Source organism: Streptomyces sp. FXJ1.172 (genome assembly GCF_001636945.3).
Taxonomy (GTDB): Bacteria; Actinomycetota; Actinomycetes; order Streptomycetales; family Streptomycetaceae; genus Streptomyces.
In genome coordinates, this window is sequence record NZ_CP119133.2 from 8,259,320 (window position 1) to 8,274,814 (window position 15,495).

Consider the following 15,495-nt stretch of genomic DNA (forward strand, 5'->3'; position numbering starts at 1 on the left):
GGCCGTCAGCCGCTCACTGACCTCCAGCCCGGCGAGTCGCGGGCTGGTGGCACACCACACGCCGGTCGCCGCACCCTGCGCGACGGTCTTCTGCTGCCGGGCAGGGTGGCGGCGGAACCCGCCGTCGGCCGACCGGAGTCAGGCACTCGCCGGCACCCGGTCCAGGAAGCCCAGCACCTGCCGGATCCGGCCCTCCGAGTCCAGGGTCACCACGTCGAACCCGGCGACCGGCGCCGCGCCGTCGGCCTCGTTCACCAGCTCCCAGCCGAAGCGCGCGGTGTCGTGGTGGCCGTCCACCGCACCGAGCGGGCGGAAGACGAACCCGGGGAACTGCTCGTGGGCCAGGGCGATCACGGCCGCTATGCCCTCGTGGCCGCGGACGTCGGCGAGCGGGTCGGTGTAACGGCCGTCCACGGCCCACGCGGCGGCGACCGCCTTCTTCAGCGCCTCCGGCTCGGTGGCGTTCCAGGCCTCGAAGTAACGGGCGGCGGCGCTCTCGTAACGGTTGGTGTTCACGGACACGGTGAATCAGCCTCCATCGAGGTCGTATCTGCTGGTCAGGGCCGGATCCGGGGACTTCGCCGATCCGGTGTGACCACCATGCCGGAGGCCGGTGGGGCGGGTCGATTACCTCCCCGGTAATGCCGGGGGGCGTGCACAGCCCGGTGCATTCCAGGTCAGAACAGGCCGTGAATATGCCCAACAGGCTGGCCGGAAAGTCATGGTGACAGTGTTTCGGGAGAGGCGATACTCGAACGTCAGGGGCACTTCACCGCACAGGAGCCGCACGGGAAGCGAGCGCTTCGGCCGGCACACCAGCGAGGCGACGGGGGAGTGAGACGTGCACGACGAGTTCCTGTGCCATGTCACGGCGTACGGCATGTGCGACGGCCGGCGCATCGGCGTACCGCTCGGCACCTATCGCGCGCCGACGCTGGCCCTGGCCCTGTGGTGGCTGCGGGACCGGGCGTCCTGGATCGCCGAGCGGCTCGACCCCAGCCCGGAGGACTCCGCCTTCCCGGCCGGCGCGCTGGTGCCGGTCGCCGAGACGGTCGCCGACGTGCCCTGCCTGCTGCGTGCCTGGTGCGCGGACGACGCCGGGCAGGAGCGCGTGGCCGACGAGCTGGCGGGCGGCCGGCTGGTGCGGATCGCCGCCAGCGACGACACCACCGAGTACGAACTGCTCGCCGAGTCCGTCGACGCGCTCCGTATGCAGCGCACTGTGCCGGCGCTGGTCGTACCCGTCGGCTGACACGTGTCGGCCCCTCCTGACAGACGAGCCCACATGTGGGTCAATCGGTACAATTCTGGCCATGGCGGAGCGGCCGATCGCCCCGACGGCGCCCGAACTCGTTCTGGAGACCGACACGGGCTCCACGGTGATGAGCCCGGGCCGCGACTACCACGTCGGGCGCGACCCGTTGAGCGACATCGTCTTCGACGATGCCCGGGTCTCGTGGCACCACGCCGTGCTGCGCTGCGACCGCGACCACTGGACCCTGGCGGACCAGCACAGCACCAACGGCACCTACGCCGACGGCCGCAGGATCGAGGAGTGGGGAGTGCGCCCCGGCAGCGTGATCCGCTTCGGCAACCCCACCGACGGCCCCCGCGCAGTCCCGGCCGGTGCCCCGGAACCCGCCCCCGACCGCCCCTGCGCGGTGTCCCGGCCCGAGTGGACCGGCACCTTCCGCCGCCCCACCAGCATCCGCCCGCTGCCCGTACGCACCGTCCGGATCGGCCGGGCATCCGACAACGACCTCGTCGTGGACGACCTGATCGTCTCGCGCCGCCACGCCGAACTGCGCACGCACACGGACGGCACGTACGAGATCGCCGACCTCGGCAGCCACAACGGCACCTTCCTCAACGGCCGGCCCGTCACCCGCGCCCCCGTCTGTCCGGGCGACGTCATCGGCATCGGCCACTCCGCGTTCTGCCTGGTCGGCGACGAACTCCAGGAGTACGTCGACACCGGCGAGGTCTGCCTCGACGTCCAGGACCTCACCGTCGCCGTCGGCGGTGACGGCGGGACCAAGGTGCTGCTCGACCACGTGTCCTTCCCGGTGGGCGAGAAGTGCCTGCTCGCGGTGGTCGGACCGAGCGGCGCCGGCAAGTCCACCCTGCTGAACGCCCTGACCGGGCAGCGGCCCGCCGACCGCGGCGCCGTCCTGTACGACGGCCGCGACCTCTACCGCGACTACGCCGAACTGCGCCAGCGCATCGGCCTGGTCCCGCAGGACGACATCCTGCACCCCCAGCTCACCGTGCGCGCCGCCCTCACCTACGCGGCCGAACTGCGCTTCCCCGAGGACACCGACCCGGCCGAGCGCCAGGCCCGGGTGACGGAGGTGATCCGCGAACTGGGCCTCGAGGAGCGCGCCGGCCAGCCCGTGCACAGCCTCTCCGGCGGGCAGCGCAAGAGGGTCAGCGTGGCCCTGGAACTGCTCACCAAACCCTCCCTGCTCTTCCTCGACGAGCCGACCTCCGGGCTCGACCCCGGCATGGACCGCTCGGTGATGACCATGCTGCGCGGCCTCGCCGACGACGGCCGCACCGTCATCGTCGTCACCCACAGCGTGCTCAGCCTCGGCGTCTGCGACCGCCTCCTGGTCCTCGCCCCCGGCGGCAAGGTGGCTTACTACGGGCTGCCCGGCGACGCCCTCGCCTTCTTCGGCTTCGAGCAGTGGCCGGAGGCCTTCGAGGCCTTCGACCGCGACCCGGACCGCGACTGGGCCGGGGACTACCGCGACTCGCCGTTCCACCGGCACTACGTCAGCGAGGCCACCACCCAGCCCCGCCACCCCGGCCCGGCTCCCCTCACTCCGGCACCACCGCTGCGCCCGCGCGGCTGGACCGCCCAGCTCGGCACCCTGGTCCGCCGCTACACGGCCGTGCTGAGCGCCGACCGCACCTTCCTGCTCGTCATGATCGCCCTGCCGTTCGTCATGGGCGCCATGGCCCGTGCCCTCGCCGGCGGCCGGCTCACCCCGGACACCGCGATGAACACGCTGCTCATCCTGTGCGTCGGCGCCGTCCTGGCCGGGGCAGCGGGCGCGGTGCGCGAACTCGTCAAGGAGCGCGCCGTCTACCGGCGCGAACGCGCCGTCGGCCTGCCCAGATCGGCATACCTGATGTCCAAGGTCGTGGTGCTCGGCACGATCACCGTCGCCCAGGCCGTCGTCCTCACCCTGGTCGCCCTGCTCGGCGTCGACCTGAACGCCCCCGGCGGCAAGGGCGTCCTGCTGCCACCGCTCGCCGAGATCACCCTGGCCGTCGCCCTGCTGGCGTTCACCGCGATGATGCTCGGCCTGCTCGTCTCCGCGCTGGTGCGCAAGGAAGAGGTGACGATGCCGCTGCTGGTGCTGCTCGCCATCGTCCAGGTCGTCTTCTGCGGGGCCCTGCTCAAGCTGAACGGTGTGCCCGGCCTCGAGCAGCTGTCCTGGCTGGTGCCCTCCCGCTGGGCGCTCGGCGCGATGGCCGGCACGGTCGGACTGTCCCGGATCGTGCCCGGCCCACTGACCGCCGATCCCCTCTTCCGGCACTCGACGGGCGTCTGGCTGCTCGACCTGGGCATGCTGGTGGTGCTGTCCCTCCTCAGCGGCCTCGCGGTCGCCCGGCTGCTGCGCCGGCAGGAGCCGGCCGTGATGCGGAAGTAGGCGGCACCGTGACAGCGACGACAGCGACACGGAAGCAGGCGCCCCGATGAGCAGAGCGACCGGCCCCGGATTCCAGCCCACGCACGTCGTCCCGCCGCACGGCATGCCCGCCTGGCAGGCCCCCGACCCCGCCCGGCCCACCGTGCCCCTCGACCCGCTGCTGCCGGTCCAGCTCCTGGAGCGGCGCGGCGACTGGGGGCACATCCGCTGCGCCAACGGCTGGGCCGCCTGGGTCGACGGCCGTCACCTCATCGCCGTACCGGAGGACCCGCCCGCGGCCGGCGGCCCGCCCGGCGACGCCGACCCCCGGCCCCTGCTGGCCCGGGCCACCGAGGCCCTGGCCGACTACCGGTCCGCGGTGGAGGAGCTGGCGGCCGGCACGCTCGACGGCGAGGACTTCGCCGGCCGCACCCGGGGCCTCAGGCTCGGGATCGTGGTCGACGGCGAGTCCATGTGGCTGTACGACCCCGAGGAAAGCCGCTGGGTGTACGGCGAGGGGCGGCGGCTGACCACCTACGCCACCGACCGCGAGGCCCCCAGCGGGGACGACACCGGACACGCCCCGACCCGGCTGGTCGCGCCCGACGGTGAGCAATGATGGCGCGCCAGACCAGCCTGTTCTCCGGCCGGCCCGCCGAACTGATCGGCCGGAAGGTGGCGAACTACCTGATCGAGAGCGAGGTCGGGCGCGGCGGCATGGCCGTCGTCTTCCGGGCCCGCGACCTGCGCCTGGACCGCACCGTCGCCCTCAAACTGCTCGCGCCCGAACTCGCCCGCAACGACACCTTCCGCCGGCGCTTCACCCACGAGTCCCAGGTGGCCGCCTCGATCGACCATCCGCACATCGTGCCGGTCTTCGACGCCGGTGAGACGGACGGGGTGCTCTACATCGCCATGCGCTACGTCTCCGGCAGCGACCTGCGCCGTCTGCTGGACGACCGAGGAGCGCTGCCGCTGCCGGACGCCGTACGGATCGCCGCGCAGGTGGCCTCCGCCCTCGACGCCGCCCACGCACACGGCCTGGTGCACCGGGACGTCAAGCCCGGCAACATCCTGATCGCCGAGGGCACCGACAGCGACCACCCCGAGCACGTGTACCTCACCGACTTCGGGCTCACCAAGAAGTCGCTGTCGCTGACCGGCTTCACCAGCGTCGGCCAGTTCGTCGGCACCCTCGACTACGTGGCCCCCGAGCAGATCTCCGGCCGCCCGGTCGACGGCCGCTGCGACGTCTACGGGCTGGCCTGCGTCGTCCACGAGACCGTCACCGGCCGTCCGCCCTTCCAGCGCGACGACGACATGGCGCTGCTGTGGGCCCACCAGTACGACGAGCCGCCTCCGCCGAGCACGGTCCGCCCCGGGCTCCCCCCGGCCGTCGACGCCGTCTTCGCCAGGGCCCTCGCCAAGAGCCCGGACGACCGCTACGACACCTGCCTCGCCTTCGTCGCCGCGCTGCGCGCCGCCACGTCCGCCACGGCCGCACCGGCGGCAGGCCCGCACGTCGGGTCCCCGGCGACCGAGACGGAGACCGGGTCACAGACATTGACGGAAACAGAGACAGTGGCGGAGACGGAGACGGGGACGGATACGGATCGCGTGGTGACCGGAACGCCGCCTCCCCCGCACTGGGCCGGACCCGTGTTCCACGGCTGAGCCACCGCGTCGGTCAGGGCGGGGGCGGCTCGCTCACCTCGCCCCGGCGCCGCACCGGCAGCGCCAGCAGCCCGCCCAGCAACCCGGCGACCCCACCCCACAGCGCGCCCAGGCCCACCGCCTGCCACAGCCGCGGCTTGAGGAACAGCTCGCCGGACAGCCCGCCGCCCAGATTGCCGATGCCGAGCAGGGACAGGCCGTAGTGCGCCGAGACACGGCCCGTCAGGCAGATCATCAGCACGGTCAGCGCCAGCGCGACGCCCAGGTGCAGGGCGTGCTGCCACAGCCGGATCCGGGCCGGTGAGCGGACCGCCATCCGGAACGCCACGACGAGCAGCAAAATCGCGGCCACGACCACCAGCCACCACCAGCGGCCGTCGTGGTCGGTGAGCGTGCGCAGGTTCAGGGCGGAGACGTCCGGGGTGCGCAGCAGCACGTCCAGGACATGGGGCACGGGCAGGCCGAACGGGCCGCCCACCCGGCCGTTCCAGGTCGCGCCCAGGCCGAGGGTGAGGGCCAGCCAGGCCAGGTTGGGCAGGCCGAGCAGGATCAGCGCGAACGTCGCGGGGGCGTGCCCGCGGGTGGCCGCCGTGATCAGCGCGACGACGAGGCCGACGACGACGTAGGCGAGGAGCAGGACGACCACCGCGTGTGCCGCAGGGCGCACCGACTCCTGGAAGCGCAGCAGCCGCCCCGGCAGCGGAGCCCCGCGCGCGACCAGCACCGCCAGCAGCAGCACTCCGGCCAGCCACAGCAGCCCGAACAGCACGGTGAGCGGCACGTCCGTGGTGAACCCGACCTCCGGCGCGGCGTTGAACAGCCCGGCCAGATCACTGAGCGTGCCGCTGCCCACGTCGACGGCGAAGGTCTGCCGGCCACCGAGCGCCAGGCCGATCAGCACGAGCAGCCACAGCGCCGCGAGCCGGGCGGCCCAGCCGGCCAGCTCCGAGGCCGAGGCCACCGCCCGGTGCCGCAGCGGACGCAGGAAGCCCGCCCCGATCACCAGGGCACCGGCGAGCGTCACCGACAGCGGGATCATGGTGACGCCGGCCCGGCTCTGCGCCAGCGCCCCCGCGTTGCCGGACAGTTCCACGCTGCCGCCGACGGCCGTGGCCAGGGTCGCGGCCACCACCCTCGGGAACGCGCCGTCCGGCAGATCCGCCGCACCGGCCGCCCACAGCCCCAGCGCGGCCACCAGGATCATCACGGCCAGGCCGGTCAGCACCACGCCCACGGCCTGGGGCCAGCCGTGGCGGGCGACGGGCCGCGCGGAGACGGTCGGAGGGCTCACGCTGCCACGCTAAGCAGCAGCCGGGCGCCCCGCCCGTCGGCTTGCGAGCGTCGTGACCCTGCGACACACAATGGGCTCAATGTGCATCCAATTGCACTAAAAGGCACTTGATTGAGAAAAGCCGCGCATCGCGACGGGAAGAAGTGCGCGACGGGAAGAAGTGCTCGTGAGCGTCGAACCTCCGTCCTCCGGCCGCCCCACAGGGCCGCCCTCGGGCCCCCTGTCGGGCTCCTCCCAGCCGCCCTCGGGACCGCCCGCCGGACCGCCGAGCGGCGGCACCGGGCCCAAGGGGCCGCGCGGGCCGTGGTGGAAGTCCGCACCGCGCGTCGCAGCCCTCAGCGCCGCCGTGGTCGCCGCCGTGGTGCTCGCCGTCGTCTTCACCCGTTCGGGTGGCGGCTCCTCGGCCAAGGGCGGCGAGGTCTTCCTGCAGTCCGCCGCCAGTGCCGGCCAGGATCCCTTCACGGAGTCGACGGCGAGGCAGAGTTCCGCCCCGCCGCCCTCCTCCGCCCCGGCCGCGCCCTCCGGCCCGGCGGGCGCGGTGCAGGGAGTGGAGGGCGGGGCGCCCGGCCTCTACGGCGGCACCCAGAAGACCGCGGCCTGCGATGTGGAGCAGCAGGTCAAGGCCCTCCAGGCGGATCCGGCCAAGACCAGGGCGTTCGCCTCCGTGGCCGGTGTCCCGTCGTCCGGCGTGCCCGCCTACCTGCGTTCGCTCACCCCGGTCCAGCTGCGCGTCGACACGCGCGTCACCAACCACGGCTACCGGGGCGGTGCCGCGACCAGCTACCAGTCCGTGCTCCAGGCGGGCACCGCCGTACTGGTCGACAGCCATGGCGTGCCCCGGGTCCGCTGTGCCTGCGGCAACCCGCTGACCTCGCCGGTCGCCGAGAAGAACACGCCCAGGCTGGTGGGCCCGAGCTGGCCGGCGTACCGGCCCTCGAACGTCGTCGTGGTGACGCCCGCGCCGACGGTCATCGACGTCTTCGTGCTCTACGACCCGCACCACGACTACTGGATCCACCGCCCGCACGGCGACCAGGGCTGGCGGCACGACGAGCACGCCAAGCCGCCGAGGTTCCCCCACCCCTGGAATCCGCCCCGGTCTCCGTCTCCGTCTCCGTCCCCGTCCCCGTCGTGCCCGCCCGGTTCGAAGCACTGCCCGTCCACACCGGGCAAGCCGAGCCCGTCGACGTCGTCCTCGCCCCCGGCCTCGTCGAGCCCGTCCCCCTCGCCCTCGGCATCCTCGCCTTCACCTTCGTCCTCGCCTTCGTCGAGCACGTCCCCGCCGACGTCCTCCTCGTCTTCCGGCTCGCCGTCCTCTTCGAACTCCTCGCCGTCCTCCTCGTCGTCGGGACCGAAGTCCTCGGTGTCGTCCTCGACGGGACCGGCCTCGACGGGGGCGTCCGCGTCCCAGTCGTCCTCGGCCGTGGCCTCCTCCACCGGGCCGTCGTCACCCTCCCCGGGGCCTCCGTCGGCCGTGGAATCCACTCGGCAGAGGACGCCCGGAGCGACCGGCGGGCCGCCGGTGACCGCCACCGAGCCGCAGCAGCCGGGACCGTCCACGGGGTGACGATCGCCACTGTGCGCGCTCGGCGAACGCTCAGGGGGACTGCCGGGCCCGGCTCGGGGTATCAGACCGGTGCAACAGGCGACCGGCCGGACCCGGCATTCGAGAGAGACAGCATGACCGAGCACGTGGGCGGGCCAGTGATCCCGACTGGTTTCGACGTAACCGTGGAACCGCTGCGCCGTGCGGCGCACTACAGCGGCGAACCCGGCTCCATCGCGGAGGCGCGGGCCTTCGCCGCCCGGTTCCTCCAGCAGCTGAGGACCGAGTGGTGCGCGACCGTCGACCGCGGTGCCGAGGGGGAACTGCTCCTGCTCGTGAGCGAGCTGGTCACCAACGCCGAGCAGCACAGCGGCGGCCCCTACATCCTGGAGCTGGAGGGAACGGACAGCGCCGTCACGGTCTGCGTGTACGACAGCAGCTCCGCCCTGCCCCGCCGCTGCCCCAGGGATCCCGCGCGCGTCGGGCGGCACGGACTGGAGATCGTGGACGCCCTGGCCACGGAGGTCGTCGTGGAGCGCGTACCCGTGGGCAAGCGGATACGCGCCCGCTTCGACCTCGAGCGCTGAGCCGATTTCCCTCAGGGCGCAATGCAGGGGCCTTGTCCCGCGGCCCCCGCCTCCTAGGCTGACGTGGGTGAGCAACCAGGTGAGCAACGAAGCCCGAGTGATCCCGCTGCGGCCTGCGCCCGCCCGCCCGCGGGAGCCCGAGTCCGAGCCCCGGGAGGTCAGGGAGCCCCTGTGGCGCGACCTGGTCGGTGAGGTGCTGCGCCGCGAGCGGCGGGCACAGGACCGCACGCTGAAGGACGTGGCCGACGCGGCCCGTATCTCGCTGCCCTACCTCTCCGAGGTCGAGCGCGGCCGCAAGGAGGCCTCCTCGGAGGTCCTCGCGGCCGCCGCGCACGCCCTCGGCCTGGGCCTCGGCGACCTGCTGTCCCTGGTCCACGGCGAGCTGACCCGGCGCACGAGCACGCACCGCCGCCCGGCCGCCGTACCGCAGCGGCCCTACAACGGCCTGTGCCTGGCCGCCTGACCAGGCGGCCGGATCACTTCTCCCGCAACTGCCGGAAGAACGCCCGGACATCGCCGACCAGCAGGTCCGGTTCCTCTATGGCCGCGAAGTGCCCGCCCCGGTCGAACTCCGTCCAGCGCACGATGTTCTCGGTCCGTTCCGCCTTGTGCCGCAGCGGAAGCTGGAGTTCGGCCGGGAACACCGCGAGCGCGGTCGGTGCCGTGGACGGCTCGGCGGGCCGGGCCTGCCGGCCGGTGGCGTGCGCCCGCTCGTAGTAGATGCGCGCCGACGAACCGGCTGTGCCGGTCAGCCAGTACAGCATCACGCCGGTCAGCATCCGGTCCCGGTCCACCGCCTCCTCCGGCAGTTCCTCGGAGTCCGTCCAGGCCCGGAACTTCTCGACGATCCAGGCGAGTTGACCGACCGGCGAGTCCGTCAGCCCGTAACCGAGGGTGTGCGGACGGGTGGCCTGCAGTCCGGCGTACCCCGCGTCCTCTCGCAGCCACGCGTCCCACCGGCGCCAGGACCGCAGCGTCCGCTCCCGCTCCTCGGGCTCGAGCGCGGCCAGCTCCTCCTCGGCCGGCTTGGTGAGCGCCTGCGCGCCCGGCAGCAGATTGAGGTGGACGCCGATCACCCGGTCCGGATGGGCGCGGCCCAGCTCGCGCGAGATCGCGGCGCCCCAGTCGCCGCCCTGCAGCCCGAACCGCTCGTAGCCGAGCCGCCGCATCAGCTCCGCCCAGGCATCGGCCACCCGGCCCGCCTCCCAGCCCCGGTCGGCCGTGGGCCCGGACAGCCCGAAACCGGGGATGCTCGGCACGACGACGTGGAAGGCGTCGGCCGCGTCGCCGCCGTGCGCCACCGGGTCGGTGAGCGGCCCGACGACGTCCAGGAATTCCACGATCGAGCCCGGCCAGCCGTGGGTCAGCACCAGCGCGGTGGCGTCCGGTTCGGGTGAGCGGATGTGGGCAAAGTGGACGTGCGCGCCGTCGATCGTGGTGGTGAACTGCGGCCACCGGTTCAGCTCGGCCTCGGCCGCGCGCCAGTCGTAGGTGTGCCGCCAGTGGTGGACCAGCTCCCGCAGATAGCCGGCCGGGACGCCGTACTCCCAGCCTGCGCCGGGCAGTTCGGCGGGCCACCGGGTGCGGTCGAGACGGTCGTACAGGTCGTCGAGGTCGCTCTGCGGGACCGACAGGCGGAAGGGTTCGATGCTCTCGCCGGGTGTGGAGGTCATGATCGGGATGCTAGATCGGGTTGCCGGGCGGAGACTGCACACGCCCGTCGCGGATTTTTCCGCCCGGTTCTGCGTCCGGCCGATGAGTTTCGCGGCGCGGAGCGGTCGGTACAGATGACCGCGTTCCCCGCCCAGGAGGTACCCATGACCACCAACGGCTTCATCACCTGTCTCTGGTTCGACGGCCAGGCCGAGGAGGCCGCCGACTTCTACGTGTCGGTCTTCAAGGACTCCAGCGTCGGCCGCGTGAGCCGCTACCCCGAATCCGGGCCCGGTGAGGCCGGCTCCGTGCTGACCGTCGAGTTCACGGCCAACGGCCAGAAGTTCGTCGCGCTCAACGGCGGCCCCCAGTTCACCTTCAACGAGGCGATCTCCTTCCAGGTCGTCTGTTCCGACCAGGAGGAGATCGACCACTACTGGACCAGGCTCACCGAGCACGGCGGCGAGGCCGGCCCCTGCGGCTGGCTCAAGGACCGCTACGGCGTCTCCTGGCAGATCGTCTACGGCCGGCTGCCCGAGATGCTGCACGGTCCCGACCAGGACGGGACCGCCCGCGCCTTCAAGGCCATGATGGGCATGGGCAAGCTGGACGTGGCCGAGCTGGAGAAGGCGTACGCGGGCGAGTAGCGGCCCGGACGCCCTCGCCGGGGCCCCTCACCCGTCCTCGGTGAGGATCTCGGCGATGACATGCCGGGAGTTCTCCGCCAGCGCCGGGTTGGTGTCCCAGTAGTACGGCAGCTGGATCAGCGAGATCGACAGGGCCCAGCCCCGCCCGCGCGCCCACTCGGCGTCGTCGGCGCCGACCGCCTCGCGGAAGGCGCCCCGGGCGGTCGCCGGCAGCAGGTTCCAGGCGATGATCAGATCCACGGCCGGATCGCCGACGCCGGCACAGCCGAAGTCGATCACGGCGCTCAGCCGGCCGTCGTCGACCAGCACATTGCCGGGGGAGAGGTCCCCATGGGCCCATACGGCGGGACCCGTGGGGGCCGGGGCGTCCAGGGCCCGCTCCCAGCGGGCGGTGACCGCGTCGGTGTCGATCCGACCGCCCAGTTCGGCGATGGCGGCGCGGGTCGGCTCGTCCCGGTCCTGGAGCGGACCGGCGCGGTGGCCCGGCGGGCCGCCCTGCGGGTCGATCCGGCGCAGGGCGCGGACGAACGCGCCGAGGTCCGCGGCGAGCCGCCGCGGACCCCGGACGGACCCCGCCACCGGATTGGTCCCCTCCAGCCAGCCGTACACGGACCACGGCCAGGGGAATGCGTCGTCGGGCTCGCCGGTCCCGAGCGGCTCGGGCACGGCCACCGGCAGCAGCGGCCCGAGCCGGGGCAGCCAGCGCTGCTCGTGTATCACGTCCGGTACGGCACCGGGCCGCCGAGGCAGCCGTACCACCAGGTCGGAGCCCAGCCGGAACATGGCGTTCTCGGTGCCGGACGACGCGAGCGGGCTTACCGGCAGGCCGGCCCAGCGCGGAAAGCGGCGGGCGACCAGCCGGCCGACCAGCGGGGCGTCGAGGTGCATCTCGTCCGCGTGCATACGCGGCGGTGGGGTGACGGCATTCATCGAAGGCCATCCCACCGCCCCGGCGCCCACGCTGTCGACCGGATTTCAGCGGATCGCGGCCCGGCTCAGATCCGGTCGGCCACGATCAGCAGGTACTGGAAGCTGCCGTTCTTGTACGCGGTGAGGAAGGCGTCCTCGATCCCCGTCACCAAGTGGTCGGCCTCCTTGCGTAGTTCCCAGTACGGAATCGTCGCCTCGGTCAGGTCCTCCACATGGACCGGCACGAGCCGGTTCCTGGCCATCGCGCGGAAGTACTCCGACCTCGGGTGGATGTCGCAGATGTAGTGCGCGTTGATCAGCGACACCTCGCGCGAGGCCCGGCCGTAGGTGTCGTTGTAGCAGCCGGTGACCGTCACGTAGCGTCCGCCGCGGCGCAGCAGCCGGGCGTGCTCGGCGAACAGCAGCTCCAGCTCGACGTACATCGTGGACTCGTTGTTCCACGAGGCCGCGTACGCACCCGACTCGAAACCGGTGTCCAGCATGTTCCGGTGGTGGTAGCGCACCTTGTCGCCGACGTCCCGCTTGCGGGCCATCTCATTGGCGAAGTCGGCCTGCTTGGCGGAGATGGTGACGCCGTCGGCGTGGCAGCCGTAGCGCAGGTTCGCCACGATGCTGCCGCCGCCCCGGCCGCAGCCGGCGTCGAAGACCCGGTCGGCGGGCGTGAGCGGGCCGAGGTGGCTCGCCAGCAGTTCGGCCTGGGCGTGCTCCAGCCGGTGCAGCTCGCCGGTGATCCGCTTCTTGCGCAGCTCCGGGTCGGGCTCGTCGAGCACCGACCGGTCGGCCTCCCCGATCCCGTAGTGATGGTGGTACAGATCGTCGATCTTTCCGAGTTCGAGGTTGACCGGGTTTTCCTCGGCGTTCCAGTAGTCCGCGACGCGGTTCTGGTACCTGGACTGGGTCGGCACCGGGGCTGACGTGGTGGTCTTCCGGGCGACAGGGGCGGTGGTCAACAGTGACTCCTCGAAGTGCGTCTGACGGTGTTTCGGTCGGGCTCGGGAATTACCAGTAGTCGGGCAGGTGGTAGCGGTTGGTGTTGGTGGCGTGCCACTCGTGGTTGCCCGCGACCCAGGCGGCCAGGCCCTCGGCGTAGCGCGCGATCAGGGGTGAGGTGGCGGACAGGGCGGCCGACTCCTCCTCGAAGGCCTCCATGATCCGGTTGTGGATCCCGACGGACTTCAGATAGGCCGCCTTGAGCCCTCGCCGGTCGTTGGCCGCGACCACCTGCGGCAGATTGAGGTGGTCCGGGTCGCTCGCCAGCTCCTTGGTGAAGGAGTACAGGTCGTTCACGATCGTGGTGGCGTTGCAGGCCAGGGCGGTGATCCGCTGGATCTCCGGGCGGGCGTAGACCTGCTCGGGCAGTTCGTAGCCGTCCACGGCGTCGACCAGCGACAGACAGGGCCGGAAGTTGTTGAACTGCCGCATCACCAGGTACTCCCAGACCCGGGGCGTGTACCGGGTCTCCATCCAGGCGGCCTCGCCGAGATAGCCCATGTGCAGCCGGGCCATGTCGTGCACGAACCGGTCGGTCTGGCTGGGCGTGGCGAAGGTGGCGAAGTCCTCGAGGGCGGAGCGGTACGAGCGCAGCGGGCCGTCGGCCTGGAGGCCCTCCTGCCACTCCGCCTCCAGCTCCGGGACGCCGTGGAAGGGGTCGAGCGCCGACTGGGCGATGATCAGCGGGCCACCGAGGCCGCGCCGCGATCCGCCCCGCCCCTCGTCCTCCTCGCAGTAGCAGGAGTCCACGATGTTCTCGGCGAGCAGCAGCTTGCCGGCGGCGGTCAGCCGGTCCAGGTCGAGCCCGCCCGGATGCTGCAGGACGACGGCACGGCCGAACTGGAAGTCCGAGAAGTCCCCCGTCCAGGCCTCGGGGAACAGATCCAGTTCCCGGGCCCAGGTCTCCAGCCGGCGGTCGATCTCGGCGGCCTTGTCCGGGTCGGCGGGCACGGCGGGCCGGTGGTGCAGAGCGGGGATCACTCCGGTGCGCCGGGCCGGGCGCAGGGCCTGGGCGAGGTTCGGTGGTCCGGGCAGCGTGTAGGCGGTCGTGGGTGTGCTCATGGCGTGCTCCAGGCCGTCAGTCGGCGGTCCGGCCGAGCTGCACGTTCTCCAGGATCCCCGCCGCGTCCGGGACGAGGATGGCCATGGAGTAGTAGGCGGTGACCAGGTAGTTGATGACGGCCTGCTCGTTGATGCCCATGAAGCGGACGTTCAGGCCCGGCTGGAACTCCTCCGGGATGCCGGTCTGGTAGAGGCCGATGACCCCCTGGTCGGCCTCGCCGGTGCGCAGCGCGAGGATGCTGGTGGTGTGGTCGTCGGTGATCGGGATCTTGCTGCACGGATAGATCGGCACTCCGCGCCACGCCGGTACCTCGTGCCCGTCGACGCTCGCGGTTCCGGGCACCAGACCGCGCCGGTTGCACTGCCGGAAGAACGCCGCGATCGCCTTCGGATGGGCGAGGAAGACCTTGGTCTTGCGCCGCATGGACAGCAGCTCGTCCATGTCGTCCGGGGTCGGCGGGCCGGTGAAGGTGCTGATCCGCTGGCTGTAGTCGACGTTGTGCAGGAGCCCGAACTCGCGGTTGTTGACCAGCTCCCACTCCTGGCGCTCGCGGATCTCCTCGACGGTCAGCCGCAGCTGCTGCTGGGTCTGGTCCATGGGGTCGTTGTAGAGATCGGCGACCCGGGTGTGCACCCGCAGCACGGTCTGGGTGAGGGACAACTCGTACTCGCGCGGGGCGAGTTCGTAGTCCACGAAGCCGCCCGGCAGCGTCGGCTCGCCGACATGGCCGGCCTGCAACGGGACCTCGGCCTCGCCCTTGCGGTTCATGGGCTTGCGCTGCTGCTCGACATACGTCTGCAGATGCGCGGCGAGGGACGGAACCCGAGCGGTGACCTCCTGGACGACCGCCCAGGGCAGGGCGAGGACCACGCCGGCGGTGTCGGCCCGCACCGAGGACAGCCACAGCGGGTCGGACTGGCCGACCGCCTCGTCGCCCATCTGATCGCCGGCCGCGACGACCCCGATCACCTCCTGGTCGCCGTACTTGCCGTTGGCGTAGCGGGTGAACCGGCCGTGGACGACCAGGTACGCCTCCGTCACGGGCTGGCCGGCCTCGAACAGCACCTGGCCGGCGCGCACCTCGCGGGGCTGGAAGCGCCCGGCGATCTCCTGCAGGACGTCGAGATCGGAGTAGCCGCGCAGGATCGGCAGCTCGGTCAGCGTGTGCGGAATGACCCGGATGTCGTCGGCGCCGTTGTGCTCGAAGTGCACCCGGCCGCGTCCGGTACGCAGCTGCAGGCGGCGGTTGACCCGGTAGGTGCCGCCCCTGACGTCCACCCACGGCAGGGTCTTCAGCAGCCACCTGGAGGTGATGGCCTGCATCTGCGGTTCGGATTTGGTGGTCGTGGTCAGCTGGCGTGCCGCCTGGGTGCCGAGGCTGGTGAGCGGCCTTTCGGCTTCGGGCGCGTGGGCGGGCTCTTCGACGGCGGAACCGGTGGCGCTGTCCGGTGTGGACACTTTCCCTCCAGCAGGGCG

General features: G+C 72.4%; 14 protein-coding genes and 1 pseudogene. 8 read left to right on the forward strand and 7 right to left on the reverse strand.

Annotated elements, in window-relative coordinates; translation table 11 throughout:
- Positions 1 to 138: 138 nt before the first annotated feature.
- Entirely contained in the window at positions 139 to 522 is a 384-nt protein-coding gene (locus tag A6P39_RS37305) for a nuclear transport factor 2 family protein (RefSeq protein ID WP_067051689.1), read from the reverse strand.
- Positions 523 to 841: 319 nt separating this feature from the next.
- Here A6P39_RS37305 and A6P39_RS37310 point away from each other — a divergent pair, with 319 nt between their 5' ends.
- The 4 genes from A6P39_RS37310 to A6P39_RS37325 all read left to right on the forward strand — a co-directional run bounded on the left by A6P39_RS37310 (position 842) and on the right by A6P39_RS37325 (position 5,312).
- Entirely contained in the window at positions 842 to 1,252 is a 411-nt protein-coding gene (locus tag A6P39_RS37310) for a hypothetical protein (RefSeq protein WP_067051687.1), read from the forward strand.
- Positions 1,253 to 1,313: 61 nt separating this feature from the next.
- A complete protein-coding gene (locus A6P39_RS37315) occupies positions 1,314 to 3,659 on the forward strand; it encodes an ABC transporter ATP-binding protein/permease (protein WP_275883940.1) in 2,346 nt (781 codons plus the stop codon).
- Between the two features lie 46 nt (positions 3,660 to 3,705).
- Positions 3,706 to 4,257, forward strand: a complete 552-nt coding sequence (locus A6P39_RS37320; RefSeq protein WP_067042298.1) for a hypothetical protein — start codon at positions 3,706 to 3,708, stop codon at positions 4,255 to 4,257.
- A complete protein-coding gene (locus A6P39_RS37325) occupies positions 4,257 to 5,312 on the forward strand; it encodes a serine/threonine-protein kinase (RefSeq protein ID WP_079133231.1) in 1,056 nt (351 codons plus the stop codon). Before A6P39_RS37320 ends, A6P39_RS37325 begins: the two co-directional genes overlap by 1 nt.
- Positions 5,313 to 5,325: 13 nt before the next feature.
- Here A6P39_RS37325 and A6P39_RS37330 read toward each other — a convergent pair whose 3' ends face one another.
- Positions 5,326 to 6,603: a streptophobe family protein gene (locus A6P39_RS37330; protein WP_067042295.1), complete on the reverse strand. Its 1,278-nt coding sequence runs from the start codon at positions 6,601 to 6,603 to the stop codon at positions 5,326 to 5,328.
- Between the two features lie 166 nt (positions 6,604 to 6,769).
- Between A6P39_RS37330 and A6P39_RS37335 the strand changes: the two are divergent.
- From A6P39_RS37335 to A6P39_RS37345, 3 genes and pseudogenes are all read left to right on the forward strand, one after another.
- A pseudogene (locus A6P39_RS37335) lies at positions 6,770 to 7,945 on the forward strand (DUF6777 domain-containing protein); the annotation flags it as partial.
- A gap of 338 nt (positions 7,946 to 8,283) precedes the next feature.
- Positions 8,284 to 8,736 carry an ATP-binding protein gene (locus A6P39_RS37340; protein ID WP_067042286.1) on the forward strand — a complete coding sequence of 151 codons (453 nt, stop codon included), beginning with the start codon at positions 8,284 to 8,286 and terminating at the stop codon, positions 8,734 to 8,736.
- Between the two features lie 67 nt (positions 8,737 to 8,803).
- The gene (locus A6P39_RS37345; RefSeq protein ID WP_067042283.1) at positions 8,804 to 9,199 is read left to right on the forward strand and encodes a helix-turn-helix domain-containing protein; all 396 of its coding nucleotides are present in this window, start codon (positions 8,804 to 8,806) and stop codon (positions 9,197 to 9,199) included.
- Between the two features lie 13 nt (positions 9,200 to 9,212).
- Here the strand turns inward: A6P39_RS37345 and A6P39_RS37350 are convergent, their stop codons facing one another.
- Complete coding sequence (locus A6P39_RS37350; protein ID WP_067042280.1) at positions 9,213 to 10,409, reverse strand: epoxide hydrolase family protein; 1,197 nt, start codon at positions 10,407 to 10,409, stop codon at positions 9,213 to 9,215.
- Positions 10,410 to 10,553: 144 nt separating this feature from the next.
- Here A6P39_RS37350 and A6P39_RS37355 point away from each other — a divergent pair, with 144 nt between their 5' ends.
- Positions 10,554 to 11,036, forward strand: coding sequence for a VOC family protein (locus A6P39_RS37355; RefSeq protein ID WP_067042312.1), 483 nt, complete (start codon positions 10,554 to 10,556; stop codon positions 11,034 to 11,036).
- Positions 11,037 to 11,063: 27 nt separating this feature from the next.
- On the opposite strand, the gene A6P39_RS37360 is transcribed toward A6P39_RS37355, so the two are convergent.
- The 4 genes from A6P39_RS37360 to A6P39_RS37375 form a co-directional block, all read right to left on the reverse strand.
- Entirely contained in the window at positions 11,064 to 11,966 is a 903-nt protein-coding gene (locus A6P39_RS37360; RefSeq protein ID WP_067042277.1) for an aminoglycoside phosphotransferase family protein, read from the reverse strand.
- Positions 11,967 to 12,031: 65 nt separating this feature from the next.
- A complete protein-coding gene (locus tag A6P39_RS37365) occupies positions 12,032 to 12,916 on the reverse strand; it encodes a geranyl diphosphate 2-C-methyltransferase (RefSeq protein WP_067042274.1) in 885 nt (294 codons plus the stop codon).
- A gap of 49 nt (positions 12,917 to 12,965) precedes the next feature.
- Positions 12,966 to 14,018, reverse strand: coding sequence for a family 2 encapsulin nanocompartment cargo protein terpene cyclase (locus tag A6P39_RS37370; RefSeq protein WP_067042271.1), 1,053 nt, complete (start codon positions 14,016 to 14,018; stop codon positions 12,966 to 12,968).
- Positions 14,019 to 14,034: 16 nt separating this feature from the next.
- On the reverse strand, positions 14,035 to 15,477 hold the full coding sequence (locus A6P39_RS37375; RefSeq protein ID WP_067042267.1) for a family 2B encapsulin nanocompartment shell protein: 1,443 nt from the start codon (positions 15,475 to 15,477) through the stop codon (positions 14,035 to 14,037).
- Between the last annotated feature and the right edge of the window lie 18 nt (positions 15,478 to 15,495).

Excerpts from the sequence above, each read along its gene's own strand:
- A6P39_RS37360 (WP_067042277.1), bottom strand. The coding sequence starts at position 11,966 with ATGAATGCCGTCACCCCACCGCCGCGTATGCACGCGGACGAGATGCAC.
- A6P39_RS37315 (WP_275883940.1), top strand. The coding sequence starts at position 1,314 with ATGGCGGAGCGGCCGATCGCCCCGACGGCGCCCGAACTCGTTCTGGAG.
- A6P39_RS37370 (WP_067042271.1), bottom strand. The coding sequence starts at position 14,018 with ATGAGCACACCCACGACCGCCTACACGCTGCCCGGACCACCGAACCTC.
- A6P39_RS37350 (WP_067042280.1), bottom strand. The coding sequence starts at position 10,409 with ATGACCTCCACACCCGGCGAGAGCATCGAACCCTTCCGCCTGTCGGTC.
- A6P39_RS37325 (WP_079133231.1), top strand. The coding sequence starts at position 4,257 with ATGGCGCGCCAGACCAGCCTGTTCTCCGGCCGGCCCGCCGAACTGATC.
- A6P39_RS37340 (WP_067042286.1), top strand. The coding sequence starts at position 8,284 with ATGACCGAGCACGTGGGCGGGCCAGTGATCCCGACTGGTTTCGACGTA.
- A6P39_RS37355 (WP_067042312.1), top strand. The coding sequence starts at position 10,554 with ATGACCACCAACGGCTTCATCACCTGTCTCTGGTTCGACGGCCAGGCC.
- A6P39_RS37320 (WP_067042298.1), top strand. The coding sequence starts at position 3,706 with ATGAGCAGAGCGACCGGCCCCGGATTCCAGCCCACGCACGTCGTCCCG.